The 18,758-nt window shown below is 66.8% G+C and carries 14 protein-coding genes; all 14 read left to right on the top strand.

Annotated features, from left to right (window positions below; translation table 11 throughout):
• Window positions 1-334: 334 nt before the first annotated feature.
• The 14 genes from ASE61_RS07305 (at window position 335) to ASE61_RS07240 (ending at window position 18,748) form a co-directional block, all read left to right on the top strand.
• Window positions 335-2,089, top strand: a complete 1,755-nt coding sequence (locus ASE61_RS07305) for a type I secretion system permease/ATPase (protein ID WP_082617276.1) — start codon at window positions 335-337, stop codon at window positions 2,087-2,089.
• A complete protein-coding gene (locus tag ASE61_RS07300) occupies window positions 2,086-3,441 on the top strand; it encodes an HlyD family type I secretion periplasmic adaptor subunit (RefSeq protein ID WP_061966234.1) in 1,356 nt (451 codons plus the stop codon). Before ASE61_RS07305 ends, ASE61_RS07300 begins: the two co-directional genes overlap by 4 nt.
• Window positions 3,442-3,738: 297 nt before the next feature.
• Window positions 3,739-4,533, top strand: coding sequence for a calcium-binding protein (locus ASE61_RS07295; RefSeq protein WP_061966233.1), 795 nt, complete (start codon window positions 3,739-3,741; stop codon window positions 4,531-4,533).
• Window positions 4,534-4,664: 131 nt separating this feature from the next.
• Window positions 4,665-6,959: a glycosyltransferase gene (locus ASE61_RS07290; RefSeq protein WP_061966232.1), complete on the top strand. Its 2,295-nt coding sequence runs from the start codon at window positions 4,665-4,667 to the stop codon at window positions 6,957-6,959.
• Complete coding sequence (locus tag ASE61_RS07285; RefSeq protein WP_061966231.1) at window positions 6,956-7,795, top strand: class I SAM-dependent methyltransferase; 840 nt, start codon at window positions 6,956-6,958, stop codon at window positions 7,793-7,795. The genes ASE61_RS07290 and ASE61_RS07285 overlap by 4 nt, the downstream gene beginning before the upstream one ends.
• Window positions 7,792-9,039 carry a glycosyltransferase family 4 protein gene (locus tag ASE61_RS07280; protein WP_061966230.1) on the top strand — a complete coding sequence of 416 codons (1,248 nt, stop codon included), beginning with the start codon at window positions 7,792-7,794 and terminating at the stop codon, window positions 9,037-9,039. The genes ASE61_RS07285 and ASE61_RS07280 overlap by 4 nt, the downstream gene beginning before the upstream one ends.
• Complete coding sequence (locus ASE61_RS07275; protein WP_061966229.1) at window positions 9,036-9,815, top strand: hypothetical protein; 780 nt, start codon at window positions 9,036-9,038, stop codon at window positions 9,813-9,815. Before ASE61_RS07280 ends, ASE61_RS07275 begins: the two co-directional genes overlap by 4 nt.
• A 4-nt stretch (window positions 9,816-9,819) precedes the next feature.
• The gene (locus ASE61_RS07270; RefSeq protein WP_061966228.1) at window positions 9,820-12,021 is read left to right on the top strand and encodes a glycosyltransferase family 2 protein; all 2,202 of its coding nucleotides are present in this window, start codon (window positions 9,820-9,822) and stop codon (window positions 12,019-12,021) included.
• Between the two features lie 38 nt (window positions 12,022-12,059).
• The gene (locus ASE61_RS07265) at window positions 12,060-13,328 is read left to right on the top strand and encodes a glycosyltransferase family 4 protein (RefSeq protein ID WP_320409856.1); all 1,269 of its coding nucleotides are present in this window, start codon (window positions 12,060-12,062) and stop codon (window positions 13,326-13,328) included.
• A gap of 31 nt (window positions 13,329-13,359) precedes the next feature.
• Window positions 13,360-14,556 (top strand): polysaccharide pyruvyl transferase family protein, encoded by a 1,197-nt coding sequence (locus ASE61_RS07260; protein WP_061966225.1) that lies wholly within the window; start codon window positions 13,360-13,362, stop codon window positions 14,554-14,556.
• Window positions 14,553-15,728 carry a hypothetical protein gene (locus ASE61_RS07255; RefSeq protein WP_061966223.1) on the top strand — a complete coding sequence of 392 codons (1,176 nt, stop codon included), beginning with the start codon at window positions 14,553-14,555 and terminating at the stop codon, window positions 15,726-15,728. Before ASE61_RS07260 ends, ASE61_RS07255 begins: the two co-directional genes overlap by 4 nt.
• Window positions 15,725-17,182 (top strand): polysaccharide pyruvyl transferase family protein, encoded by a 1,458-nt coding sequence (locus tag ASE61_RS07250; RefSeq protein ID WP_061966221.1) that lies wholly within the window; start codon window positions 15,725-15,727, stop codon window positions 17,180-17,182. The genes ASE61_RS07255 and ASE61_RS07250 overlap by 4 nt, the downstream gene beginning before the upstream one ends.
• Window positions 17,183-17,272: 90 nt before the next feature.
• Window positions 17,273-18,307: a GSCFA domain-containing protein gene (locus ASE61_RS07245; protein ID WP_061966219.1), complete on the top strand. Its 1,035-nt coding sequence runs from the start codon at window positions 17,273-17,275 to the stop codon at window positions 18,305-18,307.
• Between the two features lie 93 nt (window positions 18,308-18,400).
• Complete coding sequence (locus ASE61_RS07240; protein ID WP_061966218.1) at window positions 18,401-18,748, top strand: hypothetical protein; 348 nt, start codon at window positions 18,401-18,403, stop codon at window positions 18,746-18,748.
• The last annotated feature ends 10 nt before the right edge of the window (window positions 18,749-18,758 follow it).

Here is an 18,758-nt window from a genome sequence, read left to right as displayed (position 1 = left end):
CGTGCAATTTGAAGTGCATCCCTTACCCCACCTGATCAAAAACTAAATAGACCATCCGTTTTGCCTCCACGCGTCTCTACAAGCCTATTAGCAAAGCACATGCCATCTAGGTGAGCCAATAAATAAGATTGTAATCACCTTCAGATGTGCCGAAACTGTTTCGAAATTCAAAATTTCTCACGTTTCAGCCTTATTTGCTTCGCTCTGAGTCGGTGAGCTACGCTTCTAATCTGTCATAATCTTGACACTCCCTCCATGTCTCGTTGCTCGGACCGATGACGGGTTTTTCCCGCAGCTTTCTCGGATCCACACACCCTCACTCTCGGAGCCATGCATGAAGGCGATGAAGCCTGCGCCGGACGCACTGATCCGGAATCTCCAGCGCTCGTTCGTCGGTGGCCTGAGCTACGCGGCTTTCCTCAGCCTCTGCGTGAATCTGCTGCTGCTGACCGTCCCGCTGTTCATGATGCAGGTCCAGGACCGGGTGACCGTCAGCCGCAGCTACGACACGCTGACCATGCTCCTCGTCATCGCGGTCGGGGCGCTGGCGCTCTACGGCACGATCGAGTTCATCCGCTCGCTGACCTTCCAGGCGATGGCGAGCATCTTCGCGCGCAAGCTCAATCTGCCGGCCCTGCAGGCTGCCGTGAGTTCCTCGCTCGAACAGGGTTCGGGGCAGGCGACGCAGGCGATTCGCGATCTCAACGACATCCGCTTCTTCATCGCGAGCTCGGCGATCGCCACGCCTCTGGAGGCCATCTGGTCGCCGATCTTCCTCGCCGTGCTCTTCGCGCTGCACCCGGTCTACGGGCTCGTCGGCCTGGCGTCGCTGATCATCCTGCTCTTGCTCGGCGTGCTCTCGGACATGCTGACCCGCCGCATCCTCAAGGAGGCGAACGAGGCCGGCGTCGCCAGCATCAACGAGGTCGGGGCCAGCCTGCGCCATGCCGAGACGATCGAGGCGATGGGCATGCTGCCGGCGCTCGCCCGGCGCTGGCGCGGTCAGCAGCTCGCGATGATCGAGCAGCTCGACATGGGCACAAGGCGCGGCAAGTTCATCGCGGCCGTGACACGCTCCAGCCGGATGACGATGCAGCTCGCGGTCTATGCGACCGGCGCCATCCTGATCATCCGCAACGAGGTCACCGCAGGCACGCTGATGGCCGCCAGCATCTTGCTCGGCCGCTTGCTGGCGCCGTTCGATTCGATGATCACAGACTGGCGGCAATGGGTTCTCGCTGCCGCGGCCTGGAAGCGCGTACGCGAGCTCGTGCTGAGCCGCAGCTCGCAGCGCCAGACCGTGCCGACGCCGCCCTGCCAGGGCGATCTCGTGATCGACCGGGTCATCTACGCGCCGCCCGGCCAGGAGCAGACGGTGATCAAGAGCGTCTCCTTCACCCTGGAGCCGGGCGAGGTTCTCGGCGTGGTCGGCCCTTCCGGCGCCGGCAAGTCGACGCTGGCGCGGCTGCTCGTCGGTGTGCTCCGGCCCAATGTCGGCGGCGTCTATCTCGACGGGCACAGCACCTATCTATGGGAGCGTGGCTCCTTCGGCGCGATGGTCGGTTACCTCCCGCAATCGGTCTCGCTCCTGAACGGCACGATCGCCGAAAACATCGCCCGCATGCGCGACCCCGATCCGCATGCGATCCTGGAGGCGGCGCGCGTCGCCGGTGTGCACGAGCTCATCGGCCGCCTGCCGCTCGGCTACGACACCAATGTCGCTGACAGCGACTTCAATCTCTCCGGCGGCCAGCGCCAGCGCATCGGCCTGGCCCGGGCGCTCTACGGTTCGCCGCGCCTGATCGTGCTCGACGAGCCCAACGCCAATCTCGACGCGGAAGGCGAGCAGAGCCTGATCCGTGCCATCGCGGCGGCCCGCGAGAGCGGCGCCATCGTCGTGCTGATCGCGCATCGGCCCTCGGTGATGCAGGTCGTCGACAAGCTGCTCGTCCTGCGCGAGGGCCGCGTCCAGCAATTCGGCCCGCGTGGCGAGATTGCCGGCATGATCACGCCCGGCGGCCGGGTCGAGGTCGATCCTGCCGTCAAGGCTCCGGCTGCTCCCCCACAGGTTCGCGAGGTGAAGGCATGACCGGACGGTCCCTGATCAAGCGCCCCGAGCATTCGCTCACCCTCCAGATCGAGGCGGAGGTCCATGAGGAGCGCACGCCGAGCCTGCGCAATCTCGTGCTGGCCGGCGTCGCCGCGATCGGCGTTGGCTTCGGCGGTTTCGGCGCCTGGGCGGTGACGGCGCGGCTCGACAATGCCGCCGTCGCCACCGGCATCGTCGCGGTCGACAGCAAGCGCAAGACCGTCAGCCATCTCGAAGGCGGCATCCTCAAGACCTTGCTCAAGGCGGAGGGCGAGCGCGTCACGCGGGGCGAGCCGTTGCTGCGGCTGGAGGACGCGCGCCAGCGCGCCGAGTTGCAGCAATTGCAGGCCAAGCGCATCGGGCTGGAGGCCAAGCTCGCGCGCTTGCGGGCCGAGCAGACCGGCGCGGCGGCCATCGCCTTTCCCGAGGATCTCACGCAGATGGATTCGCCGATCGCGCGCGAGGTCCTGCGGGCCGAGCAGGGCTTGTTCAAATCCCGCGCCCAGGTCCAGGGCGGCAAGATCCATATCCAGCAGCGTGTCATCGAGCAGCATCAGGCCGAGGCCGATGCGCTGAAGGCCCAGATCGACGCCACCACGCAGCAACGCTCGCTGATCGACGAGGAGGTCAGGATCATGGCCGAGCTCTACGAGAAGCGTTACGCCAAGCGCAGCCAGCTCGTCGAATTGCAGACCAAGCAGAGCGAATTGTCCGGCAAGGCCGGCGAATATGCCGCCCGCAAGGCCAAGGCCGAGCAGGCGGTCGCCGGCGCCAATCTCGAAATCCTTTCGATCAGCCTCGAACAGCAGAACGATATCGGCGGCGAGATCCAGGAATCCCAGCTGATGCTCTCCGAGGTGACCGAGCGCATCATCCAGGCCGAGGACGTGCTGCGCCGGCTGGTGGTGACCTCGCCGCAGGAGGGCATCGTCGCCAATATCCGGATGCGGACCGCCGGCAGCGCGATCGCGGCAGGCGAGGCGATCCTCGACATCGTGCCGGAGAACGAACCGCTGATCGTCGAGGCGAAGGTCGATCCGCGCGATATCGATTCGGTGCGCATCGGGTCCAACACCCGCGTGCGCCTGACCGCCTTCAACTCGCGCCTGCTGCCGCCCTTGGAGGCCAAGGTCAGCTATGTCGCGCCCGACCAGCTCGTCGACGAGAAGACGGGCATTCCCTATTTCGTCGTCAGGGCCGAGATCGATCCCGAGAGCCTGCGGGACCACAAGATCGCGCTGCATGCCGGCATGACCGCGGAGGTGATGATCGTCAACGGTGCCCGCCGGGCGATCGACTATCTGCTCTCGCCGGTCACCGACAGCTTCAACCGGGCCTTCCGCGAGGATTGAGGGGCGCCATCGACGTGGCAGCCGGCGGCTTTTGTCGGTTTCTCCTATATTTCGATTTTGAAAGTATATCTCTTGGAATATCGATAGAATATCGGTTGTAAAATAAAGCCCAAATTATGTTGCGTCGCAAAATGATCATAATAAAACTCTTGCTGCGTCGCAGCTATTGAGCAATCTTCCCCCGGTCGAATGATGGCCTGATCTATCGGAAGGCTGTCGTACCCATTCCTGGTCTTTTCGTTCCGCGGTGCGGCCGTCGAACGTTCCAGGTTCATCAGATCGCTGAGGAGGTGCCGTATGGCAACGATCGAAGGAAGTGCATTCGACGACTTTTTGATTGGAAGTCGTTTCAGCGACGTGATCCTCGCCGGCGCCGGCGATGACATCGTCAAGGGTGGGGATCAGGTCGATTCCCTGTTCGGCGAAGAGGGTGATGACACGCTGTTCGGCGACGGTGGCAACGATGCCCTGTTTGGCGGCGAGGGCAATGACACCCTCTTCGGCGGACTCGGCGACGATGTCCTGTCCGGCGACGAGGGCAATGACGCCCTGTTCGGCGGCGAGGGCGACGATACGCTCATCGGAGGCGCCGGTGACGACATCATGCGCGGCAATGCCGGCGACGATGTCCTGATCGGCGGCGAGGGCAATGACGTCCTGCAAGGCGGCCCGGGCAACGACATCCTGCAGGGTGGCGCTGGCAACGACGTCCTCCAGGGTGGCGCGGGAGCCGATATCCTCAATGGCGGCGCCGGCGACGACATCCTGCAGGGCGGCGCGGGCGACGACATGCTGTTCGGCGGTGCCGGCAACGATATCCTGCATGGCGGCGGCGGCAGCGACACCTTCGTGTTCGCCGGCGGCGGCGGTAACGACGTCGTCCTCGACTTCCATGCCGGCACGGACATGCTGCAGATCGCGTCCGACATCAACGGCACGGGTGTCCACTCCGCGGAAGACGTGGCTGCGCGTGCCACGACCGTCGGCGGCAACACCATCATCGATCTTGGCAATGGCGACAGCCTGACCCTGGTCGGTGTCTCCGCCGACGACGTCCAGGCCGATCCGAACTCCTACTTCACGGTCGCCTGACCCTGATGCGACCCCTTGCCCGGCCGATGGCTGGGCAAGGGTTTGCTGCCCCGGAGCGCGCATGCCCCCGGAAAGTGTCCCCCCGCTTTCCGCAAGCGCTCCGGGATTCTCCGTGCCGCAGGAACGCCCCAATGCTTTCACTTGCGCCTGTCGCGATGGCGACGACACCGCCGGCCCAGCTCGAACTCCACCGCCTCGGCGGTTCGGTCTTCCTGCTCTGCTGGACGCTCGAGGCCTCGCCGTTCGGCAAGCCCGCGATCGCGCTCACGGGCGGTGGCCGGCGCCTGCCTGCGGCCTCGATTTCGCTCGGCCTGCGCGATGGACGCGAGCGGCTCGTCGTCGCCTTCCGCTCGTCGGGCCATGACAATGTCGTCGCGACCCTCACCGATCACGGGCCGCAGGGCGATGTGACGGCCGGCTTCGACCCGACGCTGGTTCATGGCCTCGCCGACCCGGCCGAGCTTCTGAAGGAGCTTGCCCCGCAGGCGCGCCTGACGCTCGCCAATGCGCTGGTCCGGTCCTGGCCGCCGCTGTTCGGTCTCGCTGCGATCCCGAACTACCTGTCCTTTCTGCGTCAGCTTCTGCTGACCCTGTTTCCCAAGCCGGCGGCAATGCAGCCGACCGCGGCCCTGGTCGAAGGCCAGTGGCTGTTCGAGACGGCCGTGCCGGCCGATTTCGGTGCCTTGCAGGGCGTCGCGCGCCTTGATGGCGCCGGGCTTTCGCGCCTCGATCTCAAGGCTCGGCTGGGCGCTACCGATCGCAGCGGCAAGCGCGAACTTCATCTCGTGCTGGACGCGCCGCCCAGCCGTGGCGGCGGGCTCCTCATTCTGCAGGGCGAGCGCTCGCTCGTGCTGCGCGCCTTGCCCGGCCGCCAGGCGGCGGCTTCGCTCGGCCGCTGGTGGGCGGGCAAGGCCGCCAGCCGGGACGGATTGCGCAACTGGGTCGTCGAGCAGCTTGCGGGGTTGTCCGAGCAGGGCCGCCTGCTCGCCATCGAGATGCAGCGGCGCGTGCCGCTCGCCGTCCAGCATGTTCGCCGCAGCGACGATCTGCCCGCTGCCGAGCTCGATCTCGCTGTCTGCAACCGGGCGGGGCTCCTGATCGGCGGCTGGCTGCGCGATCCCGACGATCTCCTGGAGGAGGTGCTGCTGCATCGCGGCAATGGCGAGCCGATCGCGATGCTCGCGCATTTGCAACGCTTCCCCGTCCGCCTGCCGGCCGGAGCGGATGGCGAGACGCGCGCCGCCACGGGCTTTGCCGGTTTCGCCTCGGATTATGCCACCGGGGCGCCGGTGCTGCAGCCGCGCTGCGAGATCAAGCTGAAATCCGGCACGACGCTGACGCTGCGACCACCGGTGCAGCCGGCCGATGCCGTGACGATCCGGGCGCGGGCGCTCGCGGCGATCCCGCCGCAATATCTGACTGCCGATATGCTGGAGACGACGCTCGCGCCGGTGCTCGCCGCCTGCCAGGAGGACTTGCGCGACAGCCGGCCCGAACCGACCGTCAGGGTGTTCGGCCAGCCGCTGGCGCGGCCGAAGGCCTCGGTCGTGATCCCGCTCTACCGCGTCTACGATTTCCTGCGCGTACAGGTCGCGGCCTTCGCCGGCGACCGCTGGTTCGCCGAGAATGCCGAACTGATCTATGTGCTCGATTCACCCGAGCACGAGGCGGAGGTCGCTCACCTCCTCGGCGGACTGCATCTTGCCTACGGCCTGCCGATGCAGCTCGTGGCGATGCGACGCAATGGCGGGTTCTCGGCCGCCTGCAATGCGGGCGCGAACCAGGCGCGCGGCGAGGTTCTCGCTCTCGTCAACTCCGACGTGATCCCCACCGCCAATGACTGGCTGCCGGCATTGATCGCCAGGCTCGACCGCGGGGCGCGGGTCGGCGCCGTCGGCCCGAAGCTGCTCTACGATGACGGCTCGCTGCAACATGCAGGGCTGTTCTTCAAGCGCGACAGCAAAGGCACCTGGCTCAACCATCATTACTTCAAGGGCATGCCCGGAAGCTATGCGCCGGCCAATGTCGAGCGGCCGGTGCCCGGCGTCACCGGGGCCTGCATCGTCATGGCGCGCGATCTCTACGAGGAGCTCGGCGGCTTCGACGAGAGCTATGTGATCGGCGATTACGAGGACAGCGACCTCTGCCTCAAAATCCGCCGCGCCGGCTTCGGCATCCTCTACGTGCCGGATGTCGCGCTCTACCATCTCGAACGGCAGTCGATCGCGCGCAGCGTCGACTACACGCGCGGCGCCGCCTCCCAGCACAATGCCTGGCTGCAAAGCCAGCGCTGGGGCGCGCAGATCGATGCGCTGATGCAGGCCTTCGAGACATCCGCGCCGGAGCTCGCCTTGCCGGCGCCCGTCGCTCCCAGCGAACCCGACCTTGTTCCCCGCTTCGGCTTCAGGAGAGCGACCGCAGCATGACCGCCCTGAGACAGATCGCACCAGAGCCCGTTCCCGCGGAGGTTTCCGCCGGGCCGGAGCTCGACTGGCTGATGGCGTCGCTGCAGAGCAATCGCTTCATGCCGCATCCGCCCCCGGACTCGATCTTCGTCGGCGACGGCGACTATCGCGCGATCGGCGCGGAGTTCCTTGGCCATTTCATCCGGATCGGTCGGCTGAAACCGCATGAGCGCGTCTTCGACATTGGCTGCGGCATCGGCCGCATGGCGGTGCCATTGACGCAGTATCTCGATCTTGAGCGCGGCAGCTATGACGGCGTCGATCCGGTGATGGAGGGCATCCTCTGGTGCGCCCAGACGATCACGCCGGCCTATCCGCGCTTCCGCTTCCAGCGGCTCGACATCGCCCATCCGCTCTACAATCCGCAAGGATCCCTGCCGGGCCTGGAGGTCCGCTTCGGCTTTGCCAATGGCAGCTTCGATTTCGTGACGATGACCTCGGTCGCGACGCATCTGCCGCCGGAGGAACTGGTGGTCTACCTGCAGGAGGCGGCGCGCCTGCTGGCTCCGGGCGGGCGCCTCTTCCTGACTGCCTTCGCGATCGACGGCACCTCGACGGGGCAGGAGCGCCTCTCGTTCAAGCGCTGGCAGGACGGGCCGGGTTGGTACGCCATCGACGAGGCGCCGCTTGCCGCTGCCGGCATCGACAGCCGTTTCCTGCTGGAGCAAGCGACGCAGGCCGGGCTCACTGTGGAGGCGCTGCGGCCCGGGCATTGGCGCGGCATCAGCGCGGCGCATTACCAGGACCTTCTGATCGCGACGAAACCGGGGGGCAAGGCACCGGGAGGCACGGCATGAGCCGTCGCATCCTCGTCGTCGCGCATAACCACCCCTCGCTGCATCCGGGCGGCACCGAGATCTTCGCGCATGACCTGACGCAGGCCTATCGCGAGCAGGGCTGCGAGGTGCTGTTCCTCGGAGCGACCAATGCGATGCATCGCGAGCCTCACCCCGGCACGGCGCTGCAGGCGATCGGCGAGGACGTGGTGCTGTGGAGTGCGCATTACGACCGCTTCCACATGAGCCAGATCGACCATTACGGCACGTTGCAGGACCTTGCGACGCTGCTGGAGGAGTTCCGGCCGGACGTGATCCACGTCCATCATCTCGTGCTGATCGGCGCGGAGTTCCTGACGCTGGCCCGCCGGCTGCTGCCGCAGGCGTCGATCGTAATGACGCTGCACGACTATTATCCGATCTGCCACCATGACGGATTGATGGTGCGGCCGGGCGACCGCCAGCGCTGCAACGGCTCCTCGCCCTCGGCCTGCCATGGCTGCTTCCCCGAGATCGGCTCCGATCGCTTCCTGTTGCGCGAGCGCTTCATCAAGACGCATCTGGCGGCGGTCGACCGTTTCGTCGCGCCCAGCCGCTTCCTGCGCCAGCGCTATGTCGACTGGGGCCTGCCCGGCGAGCGGATCGAGGTGATCGCCAATGCCCGCCCGGCGCAGGAGGCCGCGCCGCATCGGCAGGCGAAAGGTCGGCGCACCAGCTTCGGCTATTTCGGCAACCTCAACCCCTGGAAGGGCGTGCTGCCGCTGCTGCAGGCGGCGCAATTGCTGCACGCTTCCGGCGATACCGAGTTCTCGCTGCGCATCCATGGCGGCGCGCCTTTCCAGAGCGAGGCTTTCACGACCGCGCTCGATACCGCGCTCGCTGGCGCGGAGGGCGTCGTCACGCATTGCGGAGCCTATTCCCGTGACGAAGTGCCGGGGCTGATGGCCGAGGTCGACTGGGTGGTGATGCCCTCGATCTGGTGGGAGAACGCGCCCCTCGTCATCCAGGAAACGTTCCAGCACCGCCGGCCGCCGATCGTCAGCGCCATCGGCGGCATGGCCGAGATGGTGCGTGACGAGATCGACGGGCTGCATGTCCGGCCGGGCGATCCGGCCGCACTGGCCCGCACCTTTCGCCGGGCGATGGATGAGGCCGGCCTCTGGCAGCGCCTCGTCCACGGCATCGCCGAGCAGCCAACGCTAGCCGGCTGCGCCGGCCGCTACCTCGCCCTCTTCGATGACCTCAAGCTCGCGGAGGCCGCATGACAACGGCTCAGTACCAGGACAACGAAGTCCGCCTTCCCGAACAGGACCAGGAGGTCCGCCTTCCCAATATCAACCCCTCGCGCCTGAACGGACGGGTCGATGCCCTCGACGGCAGCCGCCTGCATGGCTGGATCTGGGACGAGGCTCGTCCCGACGAGGCGATCACGGTCAGGGTTTCCCTGGACGGCAAGGTCGTCGCGGAAGCAAAGGCCGACCAGAGCCGCATCGACCTGCGCCGCAACGGCATCGGCGACGGCAAGCATGCCTTCTCGATCGATCTCGACGAGACGCTGGTTGCGGCGCGTCCGCGCCTGACGGTCGTCGGTGTTTCCGCGGCGACGGGCGTGGAGCTGGAACTGCGCCTGCCGGCGGCGGACGAGCTCGCGGCGGAAGCGGCGATCGCCGTGCCGCTGGCACGCTTCTTCGACAAAGTCGAAATGCTGATCGTGCTCAACCGGCGTGCCCAGCTCGCGCAGAAGGAGCTCAACGAGAAGCTCGACCGCATCGCGGCGCGGCTCGAAGAAAACCATGCGCTGGCCGAGGCGACCAAGGCCGAGACCGAGAGCCAGACCGAGATCGTGCGGAGGCTCGGCGAGCTCGACGTCTTCCAGCTGCGTTTCGACGGCACGCTGCGCGGCTTCGACGAGCGTCTCGATGCGATCCGCAAGGAGGCGCGGGCGCCGCTCAGGCAGGTCACCGTCATCCTCGGCTTCCTGTCGACACTCGCGGCGGTGATGTCCTTCGTCACGCTCGCCGTCACCTTGTGGGGAGGCTGAGGCGATGAGCGAGGTCATCGTTCCCGACAGGATGGCGGTTGCGCAGGCACCAACCGTGGCCTGGACGCCGCTCGGCGAGAACGCGATCCTCGTCCGCAGCATCTGCGACGCCATTCCGGCCAAGGTGCCGGTCGCGGTCGACGGCAATCCGCGCAACCGCGCGCAGACCATGGTGCTGAGCTGGCGCCGGCCCGGCGCCGAACCTTCGGCGGCCACCGGTTTCCTGTGTCTCGCGCCGGCGCCCAGCGTCGACGGCAGCGGCACCGGCGCGCTGCTGATCGGCAGGCCCGGCCGGCCGCTGCGCCTGATCCTGGCGCCAAAGCCGCAGCCCCTGCAGGCTTTCCTCTCCGAACTCGCGGATGATGCCGGGCAGGCTTTCCCGAGCGTGGTCGACGGATTGCTCGAAGTGCTGCTGACCGGCGCGCCCAATCCGCGGCGCCTCAGGGCCGTGGCGATGCTGCTGCAGACGGTCGCGCGGCCGGGCGGCTTCGTCGAGGTGATGGGCAGGCTCGACGATATCGCGGGGGCGGAACGCAGTATCTTCCTGCAGGGCTGGACCTCTCATTTCGCCGCCGGGCGGGTGAAGCTGCTGATCTCGCATGGTGGCCTGTCGCCGGCCCATCTCGAAACCGGGACCTTCGAGCGCGACGATCTCGGCGAGGGCGCGCGCGGCTTCTTCGGCCTGTTGGAGGATTGTCACGTCCAGCACCCCGGCGAGATCGAACGGCTCTATTTCCGTGGCAATGATGGCTGGCGCGCGCTCGAGGTCTATGAGCGTTACGTCCTGCTCGAACCGATCACCGTGCCCGGCCATCTGCGCGACGGCCTGCAGCGCGGCACCGCGCCCCAGGCGACAGCCGACAAGCTCAAGCGCGCCTCGCAGCGCTTCGACGGGCGCGACACGGTCTGCCTGCTGGAGGAGCCGGTGCGGGCCGGCATCGACTCGGTGACCGTGGTCGAGGGCACCGGCGTGCTCATCATCGGCTGGCTGTTCGATCCCGAGCGCCGGGTCGGTGGCGTCACGCTGCGCAGCGGCAGCCAATCCTGCGCGGTCGACCGCTTGTGGACCCGCGTGCAGCGCGCCGACGTGACGGCGGCCTTCATGGAAGACCCGCGCTTCGGCCCGGCCTTGGCATCCCGGCGCAACAATCACGGCTTCATCGTCTTTGCGCCAAAACTCCTGCCGGAGGCCGGCCAGCCGCTGCATCTCGCCTTCGAGGTGCAGGGAACCGGTCCCGCCTTCCTGCCGCTCGAACCCAATCGCGCCCCGGCGCGGCGGGCGCTCGAGCGCGTGCTCGGCCTGCTCGATGCCCGTTCCTCGACGGCCAATGCCGTGGTCGAACGGCAGATCGCGCCGGCGCTGCAGGCGGCCGAGATCGCGCCGCCGCGCGCTGCTGAGACGCTCGATGTCGGTGCTTTCGACCCGGAAGCTGCGCTTGGCCTCGTCATCGGGCTCGATCACCGCCATCGCGAATTGTCGGCGCTGTTCGCCTTGCTCGCGATGGACCCGGAAGCGCGGCCCTTGCCGATCGTGCTCGCGGCACCCTCGGAGAGCTTCGACCGCGTCGGCGCGGAAGCGCGCCGGCTCGCGCGCTTCTATGGATTGTCGGTGCGGCTCGTTGCGGTCGAGGGCGTCGAGGATGCCTGCGATGCGCTGGAGGCTGGCGTTCGCGCCTGCCGCTTCAACACTGTCGCTCTGTTGTCCGGTGCCGCCCAGATCCGAATGCCCGGCTGGCTCGGCCGGCTGGAGCGGGCCTACCGCGCGCGCGGCGGCCAATGCGTGGCGAGCCCGACGCTGCTCTTCGAGGACGATTCGATCCGCTGGGCCGGCGCCTGGCTGGAAGGCGAGGGCGCGAGCCGGCGCATCGCCAACCGTTTCGTCGGCTATCCGCTGGAGGCCGTCGGCAATCTCGGCCCGATGGAGGTCGCGGCGGGCGCCAGCGAATGCTGCGTGCTGTCGCGCGCCGCCTTCATCGAGGTCGGCGGCTTCGCGCGCAACTATTTCACCACGGCGGAGAAGGGGCTCGATCTCTGCCTCAAGCTCCGGATGGCGGGCTCGCCCTCGCTCTGGGTGCCCGATGTCGAGGTCTACGCGGTCGATGACGGCGAGACCGCCGCGCCGCATGCGGGTGTGCTCGCGCAGCTTGCCGACCGCACCAGCTTCGACCGGCGCTGGGCGCTCGCCATCTCCAACATGAAAGGCTGAGGATGCGGGTTCTCGTGATATCGCACGGCCATCCTTCGATGTCCCTGGGTGGCGCGGAGGTGGCCTCCTACAACCTGCACAAGGGGTTGCAGGCCGGCGAAGGCGTCGATTCCCATTTCCTCGCCCGCGTCGGCGCGCCGACGCCGCGCCATGCCGGCACGGCGCTGATGAGCCTGCGCCAGCGCGGCGGCGAATTGCTCTACTACGCCGAGGATTACGACCACTTCCTGATCTCGAACCGGGCAACCGAGGAGATCGAGCGCGATTTCGTCCGCGTGCTGAACGACCTGAAGCCGGATGTGGTGCATTTCCACCATTTCATCGGGCTCGGCCTCGAATGCCTGTTCGCGGTGCGTGATGCGCTGCCGGACGCGCTGATCGTGGTGACCTTCCACGAATATCTCTCGATCTGCCACCACCATGGCCAGATGGTGAAGACCGGCGCCTTCAAGCTCTGCTACCAGGCGTCGCCGACCGACTGCAACGCCTGCTTCCCCGACATCTCGCCGGCGCGATTCCTGGCGCGCGAGACCTTCATCAAGGGCATGCTGGGGCTCGCGGACCATTTCGTCTCGCCGAGCCGCTTCCTCGTCGACCGCTATGTCGACTGGGGCCTCGCCGAGGATCGTTTCTCGGTGATCGAGAACGGCATCGACGTCGCCGGCGCCGCGCCACCCCGGCCACTCCCGGAGGGCAAGGGGCGGCGTTCGCGCTTCGCCTATTTCGGCCAGCTCACGCCCTACAAGGGCGCCGACGTGCTGATCGATGCGGTGACGCGCATTCCCGAGGACGTCTGGGGCGAGGATTCGATCCTGCTGGTCTATGGCGGCAACCTGGAACGGCAGCCGCAGGCCTATCAGGACAAGTTCGCCAAGCTCGTCGAGGCGGCCGGACGGCGGGTGCGCTTCTGCGGCGCCTTCCAGAACCGTGAAATGCCCAACCTGATGCGCTCGGTCGACTGGATGGTGATGCCCTCGGTCTGGTGGGAGAACTCGCCGATCGTGATCCAGGAGGCGTTCTTCCACGGCCGCCCGATCCTGGCGAGCAATCTCGGCGGCATGGCCGAGAAGATCACCGACGAGGTCGACGGCCTGCATTTCCGGCCGGGCAGCCCGGAAGACCTCGTCGATTGCATGACGCGCGCGCTGACCGAGCCCGGCCTCTGGGACCGACTGCGCGGCGGCATCAAGCAGCCGATGAGCCATGTCGAATGCGCCGGGACGCATCTCGATCTCTACCGCCGCCTGCTGGCGGAACGCAGCAAGCCTGCGCCCGTGCGGCAGGACCCTGCCGCGATGATCGCCTGAAACCATAACGAAAGAACAGGGGGACCCGACCATGGCCCGCATCCTCGTCATCAGCCCCTCCGGGGAGGTCTATGACCACGACAATGTCCGCTGGTATCGCCATGCCGATCTGCAGAGCCATATCGAGCACTACCACAATATCGGCGACGCCTTCGTCTTCGATTCCTCGCTGAAGCTGCTCAATTTCGAGAAGCTCGACGAGTTGCCGATCGACCGCGTCGATCCCGCGATGATCGACCGGCTCAATGCCGAGTACGATTATGTCTTCCTGCGCGGCTCCAACTATGTCCATGCGCAGATGAACTGGGCGCAGGCGGCGGATGTGCTGCGCCGGCTGAAGATCCCGGTCATTGCCTTCGGCATCGGCGCGCAGGCGCCCGTCAGCGGCAAGCTGCAACTGAGCGAGGACACCAAAACGGTGCTCAAGCTCATTTCGGATTCGACGGCCTCGCTCGGCGTGCGCGGCACCTATTCGGCGGAGGTGCTGAACGATCTCGGCATCAAGAATGTCCGCATCATCGGCTGCCCGACCGCGTTCCGGAACAACGATCCCAATCTCGCCATCCGGCTGCCGCCGCTGGAGCAGGTCAAGACCGCTGGCGTGACGCTCAGGCGCGAGGTCTCCAAGACCTATGCGCAGGACATCAAGCGCTACCTCACCTTCCACCGCTCGCTGGTGAAGGCGATGGCGGATCGTTTCGAGGTCACGCTGATGTCGCAGGGCGAGGTCGAGGAGAAGAAGCTCGCGCTCGGCACTATCGACCAGCAGGCGCAGGCGATGACGGCACTGCGCGCCAATGAATGGGCCAATAGCTGGTATCTCGACGAGCAGGTCGAGCGTCTCTACCAGACCCGGATGTTCTATTCCGACGTAGTCGCTGAATACGAGCGATTGGTGCGTGGGCTCGACCTCGTGCTCGGCTACCGTCTGCACGGCAACCTGATGGCGCTCGCGAACGGCACGCCCTCGATCTACTTCACCTATGACAGCCGCACTGTCGAGTTCGCGGACACCTTCAAGATCCCGAGCATCGACGTCTTCGCCGGCCAGGATTTCAGGTTGGAGGAACACTGGGATCAGGCGCGCTTCGATCGCTTCAACGCCGCCTATGGGCAGGTCTACCGCGCGATGAGCGCATTCCTCAGCGAGAACAAGGTCGACCACAAGATGGTCAAGCCGGTTGCGGCTGCCCAACAGGCGCCCGCGCCGGAAAGGAAGGTGGCATGAGGGGCGCTCGCGCCCTGCAGGCGGCCCTGTCGGCCGCATGCCTGCTGCTGCTGGCGCTGCCCGCGGTCGCGCAGGGCTACCGGCTCGAGCTCGCGCCCGGCGCGCAGGAGGAGACGGTGGTCTCCTGGGCGCGCGAGCGCTGCGAGGAATGGGACCTGCCGGACGCGCCCCTGCGCGCCTTCCGCGACGACAAGGGCGAGGTCGTCGCCTTCGCCAGCCATTACCGCAGTCGCCCGCTGATCGGCCGTGACCTCACGTCGCTCCGCAAGAGCTGCGCGGTCTCCTTCCAGGCGAAGAACAGCGCTGATCCGAGCCAGTTCAGCGACAAGAGCTGGATTGCCGCGACCTGGACTGATGACGGCCGCCATGTCCAGGCGCTGATCCATGCCGAATACCACGCCGACAAGCATCCCGGCGCCTGTCGCTTCAAGGAGGCGATGAGCTGCTGGTACAATGTCGTCACCGCGGCCCGGTCCGATGATGGCGGGCGCAGCTTCAGGACCGACGAGCCGCGCCCCTTAGTGGCGGCACCGCCCTACAAGCAGGATGTCGGGCAGGGCCGGCATCGCGGCTTCTTCAACCCGTCGAACATCGTCCAGCAGGACGGCGCCTGGTATTCGCTGATCGCGACGACCGGCGGAGAGGGCCAGAAGAACGGCGTCTGCCTGTTCCGGTCGACGGACCTCAAGGATCCGACGACCTGGCGCGCCTTCGACGGGCAGGATTTCACGATTCCGGCGGTCGATCCCTATCGCGACGATCTCAGCCAGGCGCGGCCGTGCCAGCCGCTGAAGCACCTGCCGACCACGGTCGGCTCGGTCACCCGGCACGAGGCGAGCGGGCAATGGCTCGCGATCTTCCATCTCGGCCCCGATCCCCGTCAGGGCATTGTCGGTGGGCGCGTCGCCTATAGCTGGTCGAAGGACCTCGTGACCTGGTCGCCGCTGCAGACGCTGGTCACGCACCCGACGATGTGGAGCAAGGATTGCAGCGACCGTGAGCGCTATGGCTACGGGGCTATCGCCGATCCGGCCTCACCCTCGCGCAACTTCGAGACCACGGGCGATCAGCCCTATCTGTTCATGACCAGGATGCATGTCGCCGGCTGCAAGCTCGGCCCCGACCGCGATCTGGTCCGCCTGAAACTTCGCTTCGTCAAGGAGGGCTCATGAACGCGCCCGCGCACCCTGTTCCGGCCAGCCAGGCCGTGCTGCCCATGAAAATCCTGCGCGCGACCACGCAGGAGGTCGTGGTCCTCGTGGCGCGCGAGCCCGGCGGAGCCTGGGCGCCGCTGCGCCTGCTGCTCGATGGGCAGGAATACGCCACGATCCATCCGGGCGCGCTCGTCACCGGCGATGCGACGGTGGCGGAGATCGCCATTCCGCTGCCGGCCCTGCCTGAGACACGGCTGCGCTCCATCGCGATCGCGGATGCCCGCACCGGCGTGTTGGCGCCCGGCTCGGAACTGCGCCCGGTGTCGAAGACCAAGGCCCTGCGGGCGCTGGTGATCTATCCGGCGGGCGAGGTCTACGACCACGACAAGGTGCGCTGGTATCGCGCGCCGATGGAGAAGCTGCTCAGCGACTACTTCAACATCGGCGACATGATCGTCTACGATTCCACGCTGAAGCTCCTCGATTACGCGCATCTGGAGCCGATGAAGATCATGTCGCCCACGGATGCCGATATCGCGCGCTATGCCAGCGAGTTCGATTTCGTCTTCGTGCGCGGCTCGAATTTCATCCATGAGAGCATGGAATGGTTCCGCGCCGTCGAGGTGCTGGAGAAGGTCAAGCTGCCGGTCTACGCCATCGGCGTCGGCGCGCAGGCGAGCCAGAACCGCAAGATCGAACTGCCCGAGGCTTCGAAGCGCTTCTGGTCGATCGTGGCCGAGCGCTCGGCGGCGATCGGCGTGCGCGGTGCCTTCAGTGCCGAGACGCTCCGGCAGAACGGCATCCGCAATGTCGAGGTGGTCGGCTGTCCCTCGATCTTCCGCACCCGCAATCGCGACCTCAAGATCCGCATCCCAGACCAGCGCGATATCCGCAAGGTCGCGTTCAGCCTGCGCCGCGAGGCCGACAAGAGCTATACCGCCGATCCGGAAGCCTATCTGCGCAACCAGAAGGCTGCCCTGCTCAAGGTCGACAGCCAGAGCGAGATGGTGATGTCCTCGCATGGCGAGCAGGAGGAGAAGGCGTTCTTCCTGCGCGACCCCGTGGCCAAGGAGAAGGCTGTCGCCGAATTCACCCGCACCGGCTGGTGGAGCGGATCGGACGACGCCGCGATGCGCCGGATCTACGAGAAGCAGCTCTTCTCGTTCTTCGATGTCGAGCATTACGACGCCTTCGCCCGCTCGCAGGACCTTGCCGTGGGCTATCGCGTCCATGGCGTGCTGCCGGCCGTCGCGCATGGCGTGCCTGGCGTGCTCGTCGCCTATGACACGCGCAGCCAGGAGCTGGCCGAGACGCTGAAGATTCCGGTCGTGCCCGAGGCGGCCTTGGCGGAGGGCGGCTGGCGCGCGGTCTATCAGGAGGCGGCGCTGAACGGCCTCGCGAAGAGCTATGCCGGCTCCTACGACCGGATGCGCGGCTTTCTCGACCGGAACGGCATTCCCCACAGGATGTGAAGGCTGCTCCGGGGGCATGAATGGCTTCGCCAAGCCCGGCGGGGCGCGAAGGCCTTCCGGCTATCGGTTTCCACGAACCAGGAGACGATCATGAAGATCGAATACGATGCAGGCACGGCCCTTTCGATCATGCGCGGCAACCCGGTGCGCGGCTGGACCTCCGGCAAGCCCGAGAAGATGGCCAGGGAGCGCCTGACGACCGGTGACTATCTCGCCGTGGCGCACAAGCCGAAATTCAGGATCGACCCGTCCTGGCCGATCTTCACCATGGGCTCCTGCTTCGCGCGCGAGGTCGAGAACATCCTGATGCTGCGCGGCCTGCCGCTGCTGCTCGCAGGCCATGGCGTGCCGGCCGAGCATTTCGAGAGCTGGAGCGAGGAAACCGGCCGCGGCGGCGGGGCCGATCGCGGCCAGCTCAGCCGGGGCGCGCTCAACAAGTATTCGGTGCGCTCGATGACTCATGAGCTGAAGCGCGTGCTGCTCGGCGAGAGCTATCCCGACGAGGGGCTGATCGAGCTCGCGCCCGGGCAATGGTTCGATCCGCAGGCCAGCGGATTGCGATTGCTGGATCGCGAGAGCGCCTTCGCCAACCGCAGGCTCCTCACCGAGGCGACCGCGCAGATCAAGCAGGCGCGCATCTGCTTCTTCACGCTCGGCCTGACCGAGACCTGGCAGGACGCCGAGACAGGCATCGCCATGAACGCCCATCCCGGCCCGACCTGGCTGCAGCGGATGCCGGAGCGCTTCCGCTTCGTCGATTACGGCTACGATGCGACGCTCGCCGACATGGAGGAGATCATCGGGCTGATCCGCGAGCATTGCCACCCCGAGATGCGCTTCGTCGTCACGGTCTCGCCGGTGCCGTTCGGCGCGACCTTCAAGGATGCGGATGTCATCGTCGCCAACAGCGCCTCGAAATCGCTGCTGCGGGCGGTGGCGGAGGAATTGTTCCGGCGCCACGACTTCGTCGACTACTTCCCGAGCTACGAGATCGTGTTGAACTCGCCCCGCGCGCTCGCCTTCCAGGACGATCAGCTCCACATTGCCCGCGACATGGTCGCGCATGTGATGTCGACCTTCCAGAGCGCCTATCTGGCGCCGGCGGAGCAGCCCCAGGCCGCCTGACGGCTCGATGCGGTTTCGCGCTTGTTTCTGAAAAGCGGGGGGCGTCATCCGTATGGACGACGCCCCCCGCGCGGTATGGGAGGACAGGACATCATGAGGATCGTCGCCGCATCGGCCCTGTGCTTCCTGCTCTGGCAACCCGTTCAGGCTGAAACCCTGTTCGTCGCTTGCGACAACGGCCTGCGCTGCTTCCGGGCGCCATGCCCGGCCCGCGACGTCCTGCTCCTGCCCTCCAACCGGCGCCTGTCGCGCACGGACGCGTCGCTGACGCAACTGACGGAAGCCGAGCGCAAGCGCGTGGCGGAGGTCAGCGGCACCTATTACGGCACGATCGTCTTCGCCGGCGAGATCGATGAGGGCCGCAAGCCGCCTGTCGCCGCCACGCGCATCGTCCGCGAGGCGACGAAGGCCGAAGCCGCGCTCTGCCGGAAGCGGTCCTGAAGCGCGTGCG

Source organism: Allobosea sp. Root670 (genome assembly GCF_001429415.1).
Lineage (GTDB): Bacteria > Pseudomonadota > Alphaproteobacteria > Rhizobiales > Beijerinckiaceae > Allobosea > Allobosea robiniae.
The sequence above is the reverse complement of the archived record's forward strand: the minus strand, read 5'-3'. Positions and strand labels throughout refer to the sequence as shown.

Bases quoted from the DNA above. Each gene is read 5' to 3' on its own strand.
- ASE61_RS07305 (WP_082617276.1), top strand. From the start codon at position 335: ATGAAGGCGATGAAGCCTGCGCCGGACGCACTGATCCGGAATCTCCAG.
- ASE61_RS07300 (WP_061966234.1), top strand. From the start codon at position 2,086: ATGACCGGACGGTCCCTGATCAAGCGCCCCGAGCATTCGCTCACCCTC.
- ASE61_RS07295 (WP_061966233.1), top strand. From the start codon at position 3,739: ATGGCAACGATCGAAGGAAGTGCATTCGACGACTTTTTGATTGGAAGT.
- ASE61_RS07290 (WP_061966232.1), top strand. From the start codon at position 4,665: ATGCTTTCACTTGCGCCTGTCGCGATGGCGACGACACCGCCGGCCCAG.
- ASE61_RS07285 (WP_061966231.1), top strand. From the start codon at position 6,956: ATGACCGCCCTGAGACAGATCGCACCAGAGCCCGTTCCCGCGGAGGTT.
- ASE61_RS07280 (WP_061966230.1), top strand. From the start codon at position 7,792: ATGAGCCGTCGCATCCTCGTCGTCGCGCATAACCACCCCTCGCTGCAT.
- ASE61_RS07275 (WP_061966229.1), top strand. From the start codon at position 9,036: ATGACAACGGCTCAGTACCAGGACAACGAAGTCCGCCTTCCCGAACAG.
- ASE61_RS07270 (WP_061966228.1), top strand. From the start codon at position 9,820: ATGAGCGAGGTCATCGTTCCCGACAGGATGGCGGTTGCGCAGGCACCA.
- ASE61_RS07265 (WP_320409856.1), top strand. From the start codon at position 12,060: ATGTCCCTGGGTGGCGCGGAGGTGGCCTCCTACAACCTGCACAAGGGG.
- ASE61_RS07260 (WP_061966225.1), top strand. From the start codon at position 13,360: ATGGCCCGCATCCTCGTCATCAGCCCCTCCGGGGAGGTCTATGACCAC.
- ASE61_RS07255 (WP_061966223.1), top strand. From the start codon at position 14,553: ATGAGGGGCGCTCGCGCCCTGCAGGCGGCCCTGTCGGCCGCATGCCTG.
- ASE61_RS07250 (WP_061966221.1), top strand. From the start codon at position 15,725: ATGAACGCGCCCGCGCACCCTGTTCCGGCCAGCCAGGCCGTGCTGCCC.
- ASE61_RS07245 (WP_061966219.1), top strand. From the start codon at position 17,273: ATGAAGATCGAATACGATGCAGGCACGGCCCTTTCGATCATGCGCGGC.
- ASE61_RS07240 (WP_061966218.1), top strand. From the start codon at position 18,401: ATGAGGATCGTCGCCGCATCGGCCCTGTGCTTCCTGCTCTGGCAACCC.